Origin of the sequence: Amycolatopsis sp. (genome assembly GCF_035546795.1) — a bacterium.
In the GTDB taxonomy this organism is placed as follows: domain Bacteria; phylum Actinomycetota; class Actinomycetes; order Mycobacteriales; family Pseudonocardiaceae; genus Amycolatopsis_E.
In genome coordinates, this window is sequence record NZ_DASZWC010000058.1 from 41,397 (window position 1) to 57,860 (window position 16,464).

Annotated in this window: 14 protein-coding genes and 1 tRNA gene; 12 read left to right on the plus strand and 3 right to left on the minus strand. The window is 68.4% G+C overall.

The genetic code is table 11. The features are described from left to right. A complete protein-coding gene (locus VHD82_RS30060; protein WP_325711639.1) occupies positions 1 to 1,245 on the plus strand; it encodes a dihydrolipoamide acetyltransferase family protein in 1,245 nt (414 codons plus the stop codon). A gap of 49 nt (positions 1,246 to 1,294) precedes the next feature. Here the strand turns inward: VHD82_RS30060 and VHD82_RS30065 are convergent, their stop codons facing one another. Both VHD82_RS30065 and VHD82_RS30070 read right to left on the minus strand, forming a co-directional pair. Beyond that, a complete protein-coding gene (locus VHD82_RS30065; protein ID WP_325711642.1) occupies positions 1,295 to 2,758 on the minus strand; it encodes an alkaline phosphatase family protein in 1,464 nt (487 codons plus the stop codon). Positions 2,759 to 2,887: 129 nt separating this feature from the next. After that, entirely contained in the window at positions 2,888 to 3,763 is an 876-nt protein-coding gene (locus tag VHD82_RS30070; RefSeq protein WP_325711645.1) for a helix-turn-helix transcriptional regulator, read from the minus strand. Between the two features lie 117 nt (positions 3,764 to 3,880). Between VHD82_RS30070 and VHD82_RS30075 the strand changes: the two genes are divergently transcribed. Continuing rightward, positions 3,881 to 5,272: an MFS transporter gene (locus VHD82_RS30075; RefSeq protein WP_325711648.1), complete on the plus strand. Its 1,392-nt coding sequence runs from the start codon at positions 3,881 to 3,883 to the stop codon at positions 5,270 to 5,272. Between the two features lie 273 nt (positions 5,273 to 5,545). Here VHD82_RS30075 and VHD82_RS30080 read toward each other — a convergent pair. Continuing rightward, positions 5,546 to 5,618, minus strand: a tRNA-Gly gene (locus VHD82_RS30080). Between the two features lie 188 nt (positions 5,619 to 5,806). Between VHD82_RS30080 and VHD82_RS30085 the strand changes: the two genes are divergently transcribed. The 10 genes from VHD82_RS30085 (at position 5,807) to VHD82_RS30130 (ending at position 16,457) form a co-directional block, all read left to right on the plus strand. After that, positions 5,807 to 7,270 (plus strand): sigma-70 family RNA polymerase sigma factor, encoded by a 1,464-nt coding sequence (locus VHD82_RS30085; protein WP_325711651.1) that lies wholly within the window; start codon positions 5,807 to 5,809, stop codon positions 7,268 to 7,270. 94 nt (positions 7,271 to 7,364) lie between these two features. After that, positions 7,365 to 7,805 carry a DUF983 domain-containing protein gene (locus tag VHD82_RS30090; protein ID WP_325711654.1) on the plus strand — a complete coding sequence of 147 codons (441 nt, stop codon included), beginning with the start codon at positions 7,365 to 7,367 and terminating at the stop codon, positions 7,803 to 7,805. A 3-nt stretch (positions 7,806 to 7,808) separates the two neighbouring features. Then, on the plus strand, positions 7,809 to 8,714 hold the full coding sequence (locus VHD82_RS30095; protein ID WP_325711658.1) for an Fpg/Nei family DNA glycosylase: 906 nt from the start codon (positions 7,809 to 7,811) through the stop codon (positions 8,712 to 8,714). A gap of 183 nt (positions 8,715 to 8,897) precedes the next feature. Beyond that, positions 8,898 to 10,172: a GAF domain-containing sensor histidine kinase gene (locus VHD82_RS30100; RefSeq protein WP_325711909.1), complete on the plus strand. Its 1,275-nt coding sequence runs from the start codon at positions 8,898 to 8,900 to the stop codon at positions 10,170 to 10,172. 39 nt (positions 10,173 to 10,211) lie between these two features. Then, a complete protein-coding gene (locus tag VHD82_RS30105) occupies positions 10,212 to 11,066 on the plus strand; it encodes a S49 family peptidase (protein ID WP_325711661.1) in 855 nt (284 codons plus the stop codon). A 49-nt stretch (positions 11,067 to 11,115) separates the two neighbouring features. Next, positions 11,116 to 11,943 (plus strand): LytTR family DNA-binding domain-containing protein, encoded by an 828-nt coding sequence (locus VHD82_RS30110; RefSeq protein WP_325711664.1) that lies wholly within the window; start codon positions 11,116 to 11,118, stop codon positions 11,941 to 11,943. Further along, positions 11,940 to 12,443 (plus strand): hypothetical protein, encoded by a 504-nt coding sequence (locus tag VHD82_RS30115; RefSeq protein WP_325711667.1) that lies wholly within the window; start codon positions 11,940 to 11,942, stop codon positions 12,441 to 12,443. Before VHD82_RS30110 ends, VHD82_RS30115 begins: the two co-directional genes overlap by 4 nt. 17 nt (positions 12,444 to 12,460) lie before the next feature. Further along, positions 12,461 to 14,242, plus strand: a complete 1,782-nt coding sequence (locus VHD82_RS30120; protein ID WP_325711670.1) for a cation acetate symporter — start codon at positions 12,461 to 12,463, stop codon at positions 14,240 to 14,242. Between the two features lie 251 nt (positions 14,243 to 14,493). Continuing rightward, positions 14,494 to 14,844 carry a DUF485 domain-containing protein gene (locus tag VHD82_RS30125; protein ID WP_325711674.1) on the plus strand — a complete coding sequence of 117 codons (351 nt, stop codon included), beginning with the start codon at positions 14,494 to 14,496 and terminating at the stop codon, positions 14,842 to 14,844. After that, the gene (locus VHD82_RS30130; protein WP_325711677.1) at positions 14,841 to 16,457 is read left to right on the plus strand and encodes a cation acetate symporter; all 1,617 of its coding nucleotides are present in this window, start codon (positions 14,841 to 14,843) and stop codon (positions 16,455 to 16,457) included. Before VHD82_RS30125 ends, VHD82_RS30130 begins: the two co-directional genes overlap by 4 nt. The last annotated feature ends 7 nt before the right edge of the window (positions 16,458 to 16,464 follow it).

Below are 16,464 nucleotides of genomic sequence, written 5' to 3' on the forward strand. Positions count from 1 at the left end.
GTGCCGGAGTTCAAACAGTTCCTGCTCGCCGACACCGCCGAAGGCCTGACCGAGGCCGAGATCCTCGGCTGGCGCGTGCAACCGGGCGACACGGTGACGGTGAACCAGATCGTGGTCGAGGTGGAGACGGCGAAGGCCGCGGTCGAGCTGCCCATTCCGTGGGCAGGCAAGGTCACCGAGCTGCTCGTCGAACCGGGCCAGACGGTGGAGGTCGGCGCGCCGATTCTGACGATCGACCTCGATCCGGCCGGCGCGGCCCGCAACGGTTCCGCGCCCGCGGTCGAGGAGGAGATGAAACCCCTCGTCGGCTACGGCTCGAAGACGGTGCAGGCAACGAGGCGGGCCCGCAAACAGCCTGCGGAGAAGGCACCCGTCGCCGAAGAGCCGGTGGCGAAGGGCGGCTATGTGCCGCTCGCCAAGCCGCCGGTGCGCAAGCTCGCGAAGGACCTCGGCGTCGACCTGACGGCATTGTCGGCCGGCGGCCGGGTGATCACCCGCGAAGACGTCGAACGTGCGGCTTCCCCCGCCGCGCCCAAGACGTCAGGTGAGCGTGAACGCCGGGTGCCGATCAAGGGCGTCCGCAAGGCCACCGCGCAGGCGATGGTTTCCAGCGCCTTCACCGCGCCGCACGTCACGGAGTTCCTCACCATCGACGTCACGCCGATGATGGAGCTGCGCGAGAAACTGAAGAAGCACCCGGCGTTCGCCGGCGTGAAGCTCACCCCGCTCGCGTTCGCGGCGAAGGCGGTTTGCCTTGCTGCGAAACGAACTCCGGACGTCAACGCGACGTGGGACGAAGCCGCGGGCGAGATCGTCTACAAGGACTACGTGCACCTCGGGATCGCCGCGGCCACCCCGCGCGGGCTCGTGGTGCCGAAGATCCGCGATGCCGACGCGATGTCGCTGGCCGAGCTCGCCGGCGCGCTGGAACAGCTGACAAGTACCGCTCGCGAAGGGAAAACCACGCCGGCGGACATGCTGAACGGCACGATCACGATCACCAACGTCGGAGTGTTCGGGGTGGACACCGGAACGCCGATCATCAACCCGGGCGAGGCCGCGATCCTGGCGTTCGGCGCGATCAAGGACATGCCGTGGGTGGTGGACGGCGAACTGGCCGTCCGCAAGGTGCTGCAGCTCGCGCTGAGCTTCGACCACCGGCTCGTCGACGGGCAGCAGGGCTCGCAGTTCCTCGCCGACGTCGGCGCGCTGCTGGCCGACCCGGCCATGGCGATCACCTTCTGACACAACGGAAAGGCCGCTCCTCGACACCCGGGGAGCGGCCTTTCCGTTGCTAGCGCGGCAAATGCGGGCGTTTGCCCGGCTCCTGCGTCGGCGGCTTGTCGACCGTCGGCGGGACGGTCGGGGCCGGCAGGTGCGCGGCCTCGTAGCGGGACAGCGTCAGCGGGCCGGCGGTGTCCGGCAGTGTCGGCGGCTTGGATTTGGGTTCCTGGAACCGGAAAGCGGACGTCAGGTCGCCGAAGGTCTTGCGGCGCCAGCCCGAGATGTTCGGCTCGGTCACCCCGGTGATCTTCTCCAGCAGCCGCAGCTGCGAGGTGTGGTCGAAGTTCTCGCTGCACACCCAGCCACCGGCGGTCCACGGCGAGACGATCACGCACGGCACGCGGAAACCGCCGCCGACCCACAGCCCGTTGCCCGCGGTGCCGCCGTGCGAGGTGCCGGTGACGAACTCGTCCGGCGTGCCGGCGGGCGGGATCGGCGGGACGACGTGGTCGAACAGGCCGTCGTTTTCGTCGTAGGAAAGGATGAACACGGTCTTGGCCCACACCTCGGGGTTCGAGGCGATGGCGTCGATCTTGCTGGCGACGAAGGCGGCGCCGTCGGCGGGCGTGTAGTTCGGGTGCTCCGACTGCGTGCTGGTGGTGATGATCCAGGAGACGGTCGGCAGCTTGTCGTTACGCGCGTCGTACTCGAACTGGCCCTCGGGGCGGTGCGTGAGCCCGTTGTCGTACAGCTCGGAGCCGGGCGCCGAGTTCTTGAACGCCGCGAAGTTCTCCAGCATGTTGCAGCCGTAGGTGTCGTCCTGCTCGTAGACCTTCCAGCTCACCCCGGCTTCGGTGAGCCGCTCGGCGTAGGTCTTCCAGGTGTAACCACCGGCGGGCGCGGTGTTTTCGAGGATCGGCCCGCCGTTCCGGCCGTTCGGGTCCACGGTGCCGGTCATCCACATCATGCGGTTGGGCCACGTCGGGCCGAGCACCGAGCAGAAGTAGGCGTCGCAAACGGTGAACGACTCGGCTAGCGCGAACTGGAACGGCAGATCGGCGCGGGTGTGGTAGCCCATCACGTACGGCCCGTTCTTGCCGTCGGCCTTGCGGTGCGCCGGCAGCCAGTTGTCCATCTTGCCGTTGTTCAGCGAGTCGTGCTGGACCTGCCAGGCGTGCGACGTGGACGGGATCTTCTGCGCGTTCGTCGCGTGCGGGTCGAGGTGGAACGGCAGCGCGTAGCCCGCCGGGTTCTGCGCGTCCGGCTGGTAGAACACGGACTTGCCGGTGGACAGTTTCAGCGCGTCCGGATCGTTGAACCCGCGGACCCCGGACAGGGTTCCGTAGTAGTGGTCGAACGACCGGTTCTCCTGCATCAGCAGGACAACGTGCTCGATGTCGCCCAGCGAGCCGTGTTTCGGCGCCTCCTGGGCGAGTGCGCGCTGGACGTTCGGGGGGAGCAGGGTGGCCGCGGCAGCTGTCGCCGCCGCGCCCGCGGCCGAGCCGAGCAGTCGTCTCCGGGTGACTTCGGGCATGACTCAAGGCCTCCAGGGTTCGGGGGGAACGGAAAACCTCCGTAACCCTGGTCGGCGCACGCGCCGAAAATTGTTACCCCGAACCAAATCCAGGAGAACAACAAATGACCAACCTCGCGGAACCGCCCATCAGGTGACGATCAGCCGCGCCCCGGCCTCGACGTGATTCTGATCGCGGCCCAACAGTGCCAGTCCCGCTTCCGACGGACTGCCCGGCTCGGCGCTGTACATCAGGATCCGTTCGCCTGCTTCGTCCGCGAGCAGCAGCGCCTCGAACTGCAGGGTCAGCTCGCCGACCTCCGGATGGCGGAACCGTTTGGTGCCGGAGACGCAGCCGGCCACCGGGTGCTTGGCCCACAGCGCGGCGAATTCGGGGCTGTTCATGCTCAGCTCGCCGATCAGCTCGGCAAGTTCACGGTCGCCGGAGTTCCGGCCGGCCATCAGCCGTAGCGAAGCGACGGCCCGGGCGGCTTCCTCGCGCCAGTTCGGATACAGGTCGCGGTGGTGCGGGTCGAGGAACAGCATCCGGGTGAGGTTCGGGCGGTCGGCCGGCCGGTCCGGGGCGGCGTAGTCGAGGTGCCCGGCGAGCAGCAGGTGCCCGAGCCGGTTCCAGGCCAGGATTTCGTTGCGCACACCCAAAACCACCGCGGGCACGTCGGTGATCGCGGTGATCAGCTGCCGGGTGCCGGGGCGGACCGTGGCGGGCCGGGAGCGGCGGCGCTTCGCCGGAGCCGGCCGGGCCAGGTCGTGCAGATGGGCGCGTTCGTCGTCGTCGAGCCGCAGCGCGCGGGCCAGCGCTTCGATGATCGTCTCCGACGCCTGTCCGCTCTGTCCCTGTTCCAGGCGGGTGTAGTACGTGACGCTCACACCGGCGAGCTGGGCGAGTTCTTCGCGCCGTAGCCCGGGAACGCGGCGCGCGCCATACGACGTGATGCCGACGTCCTCCGGGGTCAACCGGCCGCGGCTGAGCCGCAGAAACTCGCCGAGTGCGGAGCTGTCGTTCATGAACCCATCATGCGCCCGGCACCGCCGCGCCAGCCTGTCCCCGCGAGTGATAGGCAGCCGCTGACTACCCGGCGAAGGGTGCTGGCCGGCCGCGGCGAGCGGGCGTGCAGTGGTGGCATGACTTTCGATCAGCTGACCGCGACCGCCGCGGCGGAACGGATGACCGGCCGCCGGCGGTTCGCGCTCATCGTGTTGCTCACCGCGAGCTTCACGCTCGCCGTCGACTTCTCCGTGCTGAACGTGGCACTGCCCACGATCGGCGCGGACGTCGGTTTCGCGCTGGCGAACCTGCAGTGGATCGCCACCGCTTTCGCGCTCTGCTCGGCCGGTTTCACCCTGTTCTTCGGCCGGATCGCCGACCTGTTCGGACGGCGCAGGCTGTTCCTGGCCGGCATGGCGCTGCTGGGTGTCGCTTCGCTCGCCGGCGGGCTCGCCACCTCACCGGCGGCGCTGCTGATCGCCAGGGTCGCGCAAGGGCTGGCCACGGCCGCGGTCACGCCCGCAGCGCTTTCGCTGCTCACCACATCGTTCCCGGAAGGGCGGCTCCGCGACCGGGCGCTCGGCCTCAACGGTGCGCTGATGGCCGCCGGGTTCACGTCGGGCGCGGTGCTCGGTGGCGTGCTGACCGACCTGCTGAGCTGGCGGTGGGCGTTCTTCCTCAACATCCCGGTGGTGCTGTTCGTGCTGTTCGCCGCACGCACCGTGCTGACGGAAAGCCGTCCGGCGGCGCGGCCGCGGATCGACCTGCCCGGCGCGATCACGGTGACACTCGCGCTGCTGGCCGTCATCTACGGCGCCACGTCCGCGAGTTCACATGGCTGGGGTGACCCGCTGGTGCTGGGCTCGCTGATCGTCGGCGTGCTGCTGCTGGGCGCGTTCTGGATGATCGAAAAGCGCGTCGCGGCCCCGCTGGTGCCGGTCGCGATCCTCGGCAGGCGCAACGTCGGCTGGGGCAACATCGCCGGCCTGCTGGCGTTTCTGACCGAGACGTCCCTGGTCTTCCTGCTGACGCTGTACTTGCAGGACGTGCTGGGCTACTCGCCACTCGAGGCCGGGCTGTCGTTCGCTGTGCTGGGCGTTGGCACCGTGCTCGGCGGGGTGCTCGGCCCGAAGCTGATCGCCCGCATCAACGCCAAGCGGACGCTCGTGGCCGGGTTCGGGGTGCAGGCCGTCGCCACCGCCTCGCTGGTCCTGCTCGGCCCGGCCCCGGCGTGGATCGCGCTGCTGCTCGCGGCGACGTTCGTCGGCGGGATCGCCAACCTGGTGGCGATCGTCGGGTTCATGGTGACCGCGACGGCCGGGCTGCCGGACGAGGAACAGGGCCTCGCGACCGGGCTGACCACGATGAGCCAGCAGGTCGGCATCACCCTCGGCATCCCGCTGATGAGCGCGATCGCCACCGCGCAGAGCTCCGTGCTCGCCGGCGTAACCACCGCGATCTACGTCAACACCACGCTGTGCGTGCTGGCCGCACTACTACTCGGCACAAACCTGCGCCCGACGACCTGAACCAAAAACGAAGGCCCCTCCCCGACGTTCGGAAAGGGCCTCGACAACAGCCTTTGGTGAGCCGCTTGCGCGCACTGCAGATCCCGGGGTTACCCCCGGAGTAGATACAACGGGCCCCAGGGCGCTTCGCCACCGGCGGAGCGCCCAGGGCTACCCGCAGCCTTTGGTGAGCCGCTTGCACGCACTGGGGGTCCGGGGGTTATCCCCCGGGTAGAGACAACGGGCCCCGGGGAAGCTTCGCCACCGGCGAAGCGAACAGGGCTACCCGCCTCGAGCGGATGACGGGATTCGAACCCGCGACCCTCACCTTGGCAAGGTGATGCGCTACCAGCTGCGCTACATCCGCGCGCCCGGCCTCGACCGGGTGCGTCGCACACTCTATACCCTCCGCACGGGGGGCGTGACAGGCACCCGGTCGGAGGTAACTCCGTCACTCCCGGAGTACAAGAGGTGACGGCAAGCGCTTCTCTCCGTATGGTGTCTCCATTCAACCGAACGGGTTAGTGCCCGCCCGGGGAGGAGGTGCCTGGCCGGATGACGGAGGAAGCGACGGTACCGGAGCAACGCACGGTATCGGCCGATGAGCAGGCTCTTCTGCGTCGGCTCCGGGCAGGCGAAGATCAGGCTTTCAGCGAGCTGTTCGAGCTGCACGCGTCGGCCGTGCGCCGGCTCGCGCGCGGTCTCGCGAGTGACAGCTCCGAGGCCGAGGACATCACCGCCGAGACTTTCTTTCGGGTTCTGCAGGCATTGCGCCGCGGCTCGGGTCCGAGGGACCACGTCCGGGCGTATCTGCTGACCGTCGCGAGGCGCGTCTCGTGGGAATGGCACGGCGCTCGCCGCGATGTGCCCGTCACCGATGACGAGCTGACCCATCGCGCGGGCGCGGGCGCCGACGCGCATGCGCGTACAGCCGAAGCCAGCCTGATCGCGACGGCTTTCACGAGCCTGCCCGAGCGCTGGCGTTCGGTGCTGTGGCAGACCGAGGTCGAGGGGGAGCAGCCCGCCGTCGTGGCGCCGCATTTCGGCCTGAGCGCGAACGCGACGGCGGCACTCGCGCGGCGCGCCCGCCAAGGCCTGCGCGCGGCGTACCTCCAGGCGCATCTGGCGATCAACCGTGATTCGGACGTCAGCTGCCGGGGCGTGATCGAGAAGCTCGGCGGCTACACCGCAGGCAGTGTCACCGGTTCCGAGGCCACCAAGATCAGGACGCACCTGCTCGGCTGCCCGTCCTGCCGTTCGATGCACGCCGAGCTGCGGGACGTCTGCTCCTCGCTGCGTGCGCACGCGGGCGTGCTCGCGCTGCTCATGCCCGCGGCGGCCGCCGGTGCCGGTGCGGCCTCCGGTTCCGGGGTGCTCGCCACGGTCAAGGGCGTGCTGGTCTCGAAGCTCAAGGTCGGGATCGCGCTGGCGTCCACGGCCGCGGCGGGCGTCGTCGGCATCACCGCCGGGCCCGCCGTGCTCAACTCGGACCATTCGCAGGTGATCGGCCTGCCGCAGAGCGGGATCGAACTGCAGATCGCGCAGCCGCAGCCCACCCTGTTGAGCCCGCCGCCGAACCAGCCGGGCAGGCCGGACGAGGCCACGGTGCGCCTCCCCGGCAACGGCGCGCCCGTCTCGACGCCGCACGGCACCGACCGTGCCGGGCAACCCCAGCAGCAGCAACCCCAACCGCAGCAACAGGGTTCGGCGCCGGTCGAGCAGAAGCAGTCGCAGACGTCGGGCACGGTCACGGGCGGGACCACGGCGCGGGACGACACCACCCCGTCGAAGGTGGACTCGCGCGACGACCTGCCCACCAACTCCACGTACAGCTCCACGGATTCCTCGTCGAGCACGAAGCACCGCGAGCATGACGGCAAGAGCCGGGCGCGTGATGACCTGCCCACGTCCGAGGAGGAGTCCTCGACGCCGTCCGGACTGCTCGAGTGGCTGCTCCCGATCGTGCAGGACCAAGCGGAGACCACAACCACATCCGGTGAGTCCGGGTCATCCGGTTAGACGATCTTCACGCGGACCTCGCGCGGCGCGGCTCTGCCACGCTACCGTTGAACACGCTCAAGTACGTTCGAGCGTGACCCGGGAGGCCACGGAAATGAACCGGCTGGTGCAAGGCGGAGACGGCCGGGAATGGGTGGTCCGGGCCCAGATGGACTGGCGGCGCCCCGCGACGGTCGAGGACTTCGAACACGACGTCGCCGGCAGCCCCGCGCCTGGCATAGCGATGCTCATCGTGACCGTCGTGCTCGCGGTTATCCTGGTGTCCTGGTTACCCGACGGGGTCGTCGTCCCGGCCTGGGTGATCTGGGGCCTGCTGTTGATCGGCCTGTTCTTCCCGATGCGGTGGACGCTGAACCGGCCGTGGACGATGGTCGCCGAGACCGAGGGCGACGGCATGGGCGAACACCCGCCGGAGCGCTGGGTCGGTTTCGTGTCCGGGATGTTCCGGGTGCGTGGCGAGGTGATCAAGGTGGCCAAGACCATCCAGCGCGACTCGTTGCCGGACTTCGACGGCCCGCTGCATCCGATGGAGTGATCCATGCCCGAACTGCCCGAGGTCGAGGCGCTGGCGCATCACCTGCGTGAGCACGCTGTCGGCCGGACGGTGACCCGGATCGACGTGGCCTCGTTGAGCGTGCTCAAGACCGTGACCCCGGCGTGGACGGAACTGCACGGCCGCGAGGTCACCGCCGCCGGCAGGCACGGCAAGCATCTCGACCTCGACTGCGACGGCCTGCATCTGGTCGTCCACCTGGCCCGCGCCGGCTGGCTGCGCTGGTCGGATTCGCTCTCGGCCACCCCGCCCAAGCCCGGCCGTGGGCCGTTGGCTTTCCGCGTGCATTTGTCCGAGGGAGTGGCGCGGAGCGCCTCCGTTGAGGGTGGCGGTGGGCGACGGGTGGGGGGACCGGGCTTCGACCTGACCGAGGCCGGCACGAAGAAGGGGCTCGCGGTGTGGATCGTGCGCGATCCGCAGGAGGTGCCGAGTATCGCGCGGCTCGGCCCGGACGCGCTGGAGCTGACCCGGGAAAAGCTCGGCGAGCTGTTCACCGGCCGGACGGAACGGCTGAAAACCGCCCTGACGGACCAGTCACTGATGGCCGGAATCGGCAACGCCTACTCCGACGAGATCATGCACACCGCGAAGCTTTCTCCTTATGCGACACCGGGAAAACTGTCCGAAGAAGCGCTGGACAGACTGGCCGACGCGATGCACGAGGTGCTCACCGGCGCCGTCGAGCGCTCCGTCGGGCAGAGCGCCGCACGGCTCAAGGGCGAGAAGCGATCCGGGCTACGGGTGCACGCCAGGGCGGGCCTGCCGTGCCCGGTCTGCGGGGACACGATTCGCGAGATTTCGTTCGCGGACAAGGCTTTCCAGTACTGCCCGACGTGTCAGACCGGGGGCAAGCCGCTCGCCGACCGCAGGCTGTCCCGGCTGCTCAAGTAGTCCACAAGGGACGGTCGCGCTGCGTGTGCGCGATACTCACCCGTTCGGCGGCCACACTGGGCGGTGGCCGCGCTGAAAGCGTTCGCAATCGTGCTTTCGGTAAACTCGCACCTACCCCTGAGTGCCGACCTCTACACAGAAAGTGGGCTCGAAGGCTTGCACCTGAACGTGCAAGCGCAGAGCATTGACGCCGTGTCCGACTTGCCGATCGCGCAGATCATTCCGTGGAGCGTCGCGGGTCTGCTGCTGATCGCCGTGCTGATCGTCCTCGCCCGCTCCCGTAAGCCCAGCAGTTTCGTCGACGACGCCGTGCTGGAAGCCGTCTATCACATGTCGAAGGCCACCCCGGACCTGCGCGAAGGGTTCGACGGGGCCTCCGCCGACAGGATCACTTCGCAGCTGCTGGAGCTGCTCAAGTGCGTCGCGGTCGGCATCACCGACCCGGAAGGGGCGCTGGCCTCCTGGGACGGCGAGGCCAACGACCACTACCTCGACCTGACTTCGGCGGTCAGTCTCGCCATCCGCAAGCACCGCCGCGAGGTCGTCTCGCACGACGACGTCCCGTGCGACCACCGCGGCACCTGCAAGATGAAGACGGCGGTGATCGTCCCGCTGATCGTCGAGGGCGAGATCGAGGCGGTGCTCATCGTCGTCGGCCGCACCCGCGGTAAGCGGCTGGTGCAGATGGCCGACGCGGTCGCCCAGTTCGTCACCACGCAGTTCGAGCTGGCGCGCCTCGACGAGTCCAAACTCCAGTTGCAGCAGGCCGAGATCAAGGCGCTGCGGGCGCAGATCTCGCCGCACTTCATCTACAACGCGCTGAACACGATCTCCTCGCTGATCCGCACCGATCCCGAGGAGGCGCGCGAACTGCTGCAGGAGTTCGCCGACTTCACCCGCTACTCGTTCCGCACGTCGGGCATGTTCACCTCGCTCGCCGACGAGCTGCGCAACATCGACCGCTACCTGACCATCGAACGCGCCCGGTTCGGCGGCAGGCTGGAGGTCCGGCTCAAGATCGCGCCCGAGGTGCTCTCGGTCGTGGTGCCGTTCCTGATCATCCAGCCGCTGGTGGAGAACGCGGTGCAGCACGGGCTGGCGAACAAGCCCACCGGCGGCATGGTCACCGTGACGGCGCAGGACTACGGCACCGAGGCGCTGATCAGCGTGGAGGACGACGGCATCGGGATGGACCCGGCGCGGCTGTCGGACCTGCGCAACTCACACCGCACCGGCGCGCACGTCGGGCTGGGCAACATCAACGCCCGGATGCGGCAGCTGTTCGGCGACGAGTACGCACTGATGGTCGAGACAGCACCGGGCGCCGGGATGAAGGTGACCCTGCGGGTGCCGAAGTTCGCGCCGGGCGTGCGCACCGAACTGCCGGACTACTCGGCCGCGGTGCCGCCGCAGGAGACACGTAACGGTTCGCCCGCGCACGCGCGACGCAGTAGCTGACGGCTGCGTTCTCAGGTCGTTGGGCCTAACCTGGCGCTCATGGTGAGCACCGTGACCGACAAGTTGACCAGCAGGATCCCGCGTCTCGGCGACCGAGGGGACCGTAAGGACGTCGTAGCGGTGGTCAAGCTGCACGGCGTGATCACGCCGAGCCCGTCGCCGTTGTCCCGTGGCACGATCAACCTCGCGGCCGTCGAGTCGGCGCTGACCAGGGCCTTCGATCACGATCGGCTCAAGGCCGTGGCACTGTTGATCAACTCGCCGGGCGGGGCGCCAACGCAGTCCGGGCTCGTCGCCGAGCGGATCCGCCAGCTCGCCGCGAAGAAGAAGGACGTGCCGGTGATCGCGTTCTGCGAGGACGTCGCGGCTTCGGGCGGGTACTGGCTCGCCTGCGCCGCGGACGAGATCTTCGCGCACCGCACCTCTTTGGTCGGCTCGATCGGCGTGATCAGCGGCGGCTTCGGGTTCACCGGCCTGCTCGAACGGTTCGGCATCGAGCGGCGGCTGCACACCGCGGGGGCGAACAAGTCCCGGCTCGACCCGTTCAGCCCGGAGAAGCCCGAAGACGTCGAGTGGCTCCAGAAGATGCACTCCCAGCTGCACGAACTGTTCGTGGAATGGGTCAAGGAGCGGCGCGGCGGCAAGCTGAGCGAGGGCGAAGACCTGTTCACCGGCGATGTCTGGCTCGGCACGAAAGCGCGTGAACTCGGGTTGATCGACGGGCTCGGCAATCTGCGCGAGGTGATCAGCGAGCGCTATCCGGACGCCGAGATCACCATCGCGGAGCCGAAGAAGCCGTTGCTGGCCCGGCTCGGCCTCGGCGCACCGACCGCGGCGAGTGCCCTGCTCGACGCCGTGTCACAGAGAGCAGCCTGGTCCCGATTCGGGTTGTAATGTGATCGCCCGAGCGCGGTATGGACACCGGCCTTCGCCCTAGGCAGGATTGCAAATCACTGTGAGTGCGCAAAATGACACCCGACGGCTCCTCGTTCTCGCGGTGGACGACGAGCCACACGGGCTGAGCCTGCTCGTCGAGAGCCTGCAGAACAACCCCCACATCGGCCGCGTGTTCACCGCGGTCGACGCTTCGGAAGCGCTGCGGCTGCTCGCTTCCGACGATCCCCAGCTGCGTGAACGCAAGGAACACGGGCTGCCGGCGATCGACGCGGTGTTCGCCGATCTGCAGATGCCCGGCCTGTCCGGGATGGAGATGGCGCGCGTGTTCTCGGCGCTGAATCCCGCGCCGGTGCTGGTGTTCGTGACCGGGCACGCGTCCGAGGCGGTGAATGCCTTCGACCTCGGTGCGGTCGACTATCTGCTCAAGCCCTGCAACCAGAACCGGCTCGATCGGGCGGTGGAGCGGGTGCTGGACAAACTGCGCGCCACCCCGGCGCCCGACGGCGGCAGCCCGGCCGCCCCGGCGAAACCGGACGACGACGAGGTGATCCCGGTCGAGCTCGCCGGCACCACCAAACTCGTGCCGCGCTCCAGCGTGCGGTGGGTCGAGGCGCAGGGCGACTACGCGCGGCTGTTCACCACCGACGGCAACAGCCACCTGGTCCGCATCCCGCTGACCCAGCTCGAGGAACGCTGGGAGAAGGCGGGTTTCGTGCGGATCCACCGGTCGTTCCTGGTCGCGCTCAACCTGATCACCGAGCTGCGCATGGGCCAGGGCGGCTACCAGGTGGTGATCGGCAACGACGAGAAGCTGCTGCCGGTTTCGCGGCGGCACACCCGTGAGCTGAAGGACCGGCTGACGGGCGGCCGATGAACGACGACTACTACCGGCGGGTGGAGGGGGTCCGGGAACCGGATCCCACTCTCGGCAAGAACGTGCCGCACGAGCCGGCCACGGTCGAGCGCGTGCCCGCCGTGCCGGACGAAGAGCCCCAGCCGGAGCAGCAGGCGAAGCCGCCGAAGCGGCAGCGCGTCGTGCTGGCCGATCCCCGCGCGAAGAACGCCCCGACCCTGCGCGCCCGCGTCGAGTTGGAGGAGCAGACGTCGTGGGGCACCCTGCTGATCAACGACCTCGTGAAACACCAGTTGCGCACCGGTTCGCTGCTCGCGCTGCTGGTGCTGGTCGTGCTCGGCGCGCTGCCGCTGGCGTTCTACCTCGCCCCGGCTTTCGCCGGGCTACGGGTGATCGGGGTACCGCTGGCGTGGTTGCTGCTGGGCATCCTGCCGTTCCCGCTGCTGCTCGTCACCGGTTTGGTCTACAACCGGCTAGCGGAGCGTCACGAACGCGACTTCGTCGACATGATCGAAAGCTGACCCGGTAGCTTCCCCCTGTGCAGTTGAACCTGTGGGCGCTGGCCGGCATCGTGCTGGTCGCCGCGTTGACCTTCTACCTTGGTCACCGCTCGTCCCGGTTCGCCAGCTCCACACACGACTTCCTGGTCGCCAGGCGAACGGTGCGCTCGCGCCGCAACGCCGCCGCCATCTCCGGTGAGTACCTCTCCGCCGCGTCGTTCCTCGGCGTCGCCGGGATCGTGCTGAAGGAGGGCGCGGACGGGCTCTGGTATCCGATCGGGTTCACCGCCGGCTACCTGGCACTGATGTTGTTCGTCGCCGCGCCGCTGCGCCGCTCGGGCGCGTACACACTGCCGGACTTCCTCGAAGCGCGCCTCGGTTCGGTCGCGCTTCGCCGCTGTGCCACCGTTTTCGTCGTTCTGATCGGGATCATGTACCTGGTTCCGCAGCTGCAGGGCGCCGGTCTCGCGCTGAGCACGGTGCTGCCGGTGCCGGGGTGGGTCGGCGCGCTCGCGGTCACCGTGCTGGTCGCGGGCAACGTGCTGGCCGGCGGCATGCGTGCGATCACGGTGGTCCAGGCCTTCCAGTACTGGCTCAAACTGTTCGCCATCGCGGTGCCCGCGTTCGTGCTGTGCGCGGTGTTCGTGATGGGGCAGCACGACAGCCCGAGCGGGCCGCTCGGCGAGGCGGCGCCGCCGGTGTTCTCCGCGGCCACCACGGTTGACGTGCAGACCGCGGTGGGGCTGCGGGTGGACGTGGTGACGCCGGTGCGGATCAAGGATCCGGGCGCCACCACGGAACGCACCGTGGTCTGGGCCAAGGGCGCCACCGAGCAGGTGGCCAAGGGCACCCGGCTGACGTTCGGCGCGGGCACCCCGGTGCCGGTGGTCAAGGACGCGATCGCGGACAACTCCGCCTGGCTGCGGCCGGGATCGACGGGGCTGAGCGATCTGTTGCAGACCTACTCGCTGATCCTCGCGACCTTCCTCGGCACGATGGGCCTGCCGCACGTGCTGGTCCGCTTCTACACCAACCCCGACGGCAAGGCGGCCCGCCGCACCGCGGTGCACGTGCTGCTGCTGCTCGGGTTGTTCTACCTGTTCCCGACCCTGCTCGGGGTGATCTCGCGGATGTACGTGCCGGAGTTGCTGGTGACCGGGCAGACTGACGCCGCGGTGCTCCGGCTGCCGCAGTCCGTGCTGCCCGGTGTCGGCGGAGAAATCCTTACGGCAGTGGTGATGGCGGGCGCGTTCGCCGCGTTCCTGTCCACTTCTTCGGGTCTGCTGGTGAGCGTCGCCGGGGTGGTCTCGACCGACGTGTTCAAGGGCCGGGTACGCGATTTCCGTTGGGCCACCTTGGTTGTCGCGGTCATTCCGCTCGTGCTCGCGCTGGCGATGCGGCCCAACGACCTCTCGCTCAGCGTCGGCATGTCGTTCGCACTCGCGGCTTCCACGTTCTCCCCGTTGCTGGTGCTGGGCATCTGGTGGCGGCGGCTGACGTGGCCCGGCGCGATGGCCGGGATGATCGTCGGCGGCGGGCTGGTGATCGCCGCGATCGTGCTCAACACCGTGAGCGGGTACACCGGCAACTGGGCGCCGTGGCTGGCCGATCAGCCGGCGCTGATCACCGTGCCCATCGCGTTCGCGGTCACCATGCTGGTCAGTCTCGCGACCAAGGACGGTATGCCGGCCGACGTGAACGCGGTGATGCTGCGGCTGCATGCGCCCGACCCGCTCGGGTTCATGCGCGACCGGGCCGTCGCCCGGTTCGGGCAGGTGCAGAACCGGGACCGGACCGGCAAGGGCCGGCACCGCAAGTAGCTGTTCGGGCACTCACAGTTCTTTTCACCCATTTGGCGGTTCCTTTGCTTTGCGTTGAACGGTTTTTGGCACTAAGTAATCCAGCGCAACAGGCAATCTGGACATTGTTGTGCCAATGCGACAGAAATCTGGTCTACGGACAGTAAAGTATCTCACTCGAAAGGATTAACAACTTACCTTCGCTTTAAGGGCAAGATCTACCGCAGCCGTCGACCGGAAGAGGTAGTGATCATGTATAGGGAGGTCTTCCTGTGAGTACCACCGACCAGGGCCTCGACGATGGGACGAACCCGGACGCCGACTGGAAACAGGTGCAGGACAGTCCGGAGTTCCGCCAACTACGCCATCGGCTCCGTTCGTTCGTCTTCCCGATGACGGTGCTCTTCCTCGCCTGGTATCTGGTGTACGTCCTGCTCGCCGACTACGCGCACGGCTTCATGTCCACCAAGCTGGCCGGCAACTTCAACGTCGGGCTGCTGATCGGCCTGCTGCAGTTCGTGTCCACGTTCGTCATCACCGGTCTGTACGTGCGCTACGCCAACCGGAAGCTGGACCCGGTCGCCGACCAGATCCGCACCAAGATCGAGGGGGACGCCGCGTGAAGAATCTCGCCGCCGGCGTCGAGGGCAGCAACCCGACGCTCAACATCATCATTTTCGCGGTCTTCGTCGCGATCACGCTGGTGATCGTGTTCTGGGCCAGCCGCAACACCAAGACGGCCTCGGACTACTACGCCGCGGGCCGGGCCTTCACCGGGCCACAGAACGGAATCGCGATCTCCGGCGACTACCTGTCCGCCGCGTCGTTCCTCGGGATCGCGGGCGCCATCGCGGTCAACGGTTACGACGGATTCCTTTACTCCATCGGATTCCTGGTGGCCTGGCTCGTCGCGCTGCTGCTCGTCGCGGAGCTGCTGCGCAACACCGGCAAGTTCACGATGGGCGATGTGCTCGCGTTCCGGATGAAGCAGCGTCCGGTGCGCGCGGCCGCCGCCGTGTCCACGCTGATCGTGTCGTTCTTCTATCTGCTGGCGCAGATGACCGGCGCCGGTGGTCTGGTCAACCTGCTGCTCGGGGTCAGTGGCAACGTCGGGCAGGACATCGTGATCGCCGTCGTCGGCGTGATCATGGTGCTGTACGTGTTGATCGGCGGGATGAAGGGCACCACCTGGGTGCAGATCATCAAGGCCGCGCTGCTGATCATCGGCGCGCTGGCGATGACGATCTGGGTCCTCGCCAAGTACGGATTCAACTTTTCCAGCCTGCTGCAGGCCGCGGTCGACAAGGCGGGCGGCGGTGCGAAGGGTGAGGCGCTGCTCAACCCGGGTAAGCAGTACGGCAAGACCGGCACCAGCAAGCTGGACTTCCTGTCGCTGGGCATCGCGCTGGTGCTCGGCACGGCCGGGCTGCCGCACGTTCTGATGCGCTTCTACACGGTGCCGACGGCGCGCGACGCGCGGAAGTCGGTGGTGTGGGCGATCGGGCTGATCGGCGTCTTCTACCTGTTCACCCTGGTGCTCGGCTACGGCGCCGGCGCGCTGGTGGGCGCGGACAAGATCAGCAAGGCACCCGGCACGACGAACTCGGCGGCGCCACTGCTCGCGCTCGAACTCGGCGGTCCGGTGCTGCTCGGGTTCATCGCCGCGGTCGCCTTCGCGACGATCCTCGCGGTCGTCGCCGGTCTGACGATCACCGCGTCGGCGTCCTTCGCGCACGACGTGTACGCCAACGTGATCAAGAAGGGCAAGGTCGAGGGCAAGCACGCGGAGGTCCGGGTCGCCCGGATCACCGCGCTGGTGATCGGCGCGGTCGCGATCGTCGGCGGCATCCTCGCCAAGAGCCAGAACGTCGCCTTCCTGGTGGCGCTCGCGTTCGCGGTGGCCGCGTCGGCGAACCTGCCGACGCTGCTCTATTCGTTGTTCTGGAAGCGGTTCAACACCAGGGGCGCGCTGTTCAGCATGTACGGCGGGCTGATCGTCACCATCGTGCTGATCGTGTTCTCGCCCGCGGTGTCGGGCGAGTCCACGTCGATGATCAAGGGCGCGGACTTCGCCTGGTTCCCGCTGTCGAACCCGGGCCTGGTGTCCATTCCGGTGTCGTTCTTCCTCGGCTGGCTCGGCACTGTGCTGTCCAAGGAGCACAACGGAGCCAAGTACGCGGAGATGGAGGTGCGCTCCCTTACCGGGGCGCACGCCGAAAAGGCCGCCGCGCACTGACTTTCGC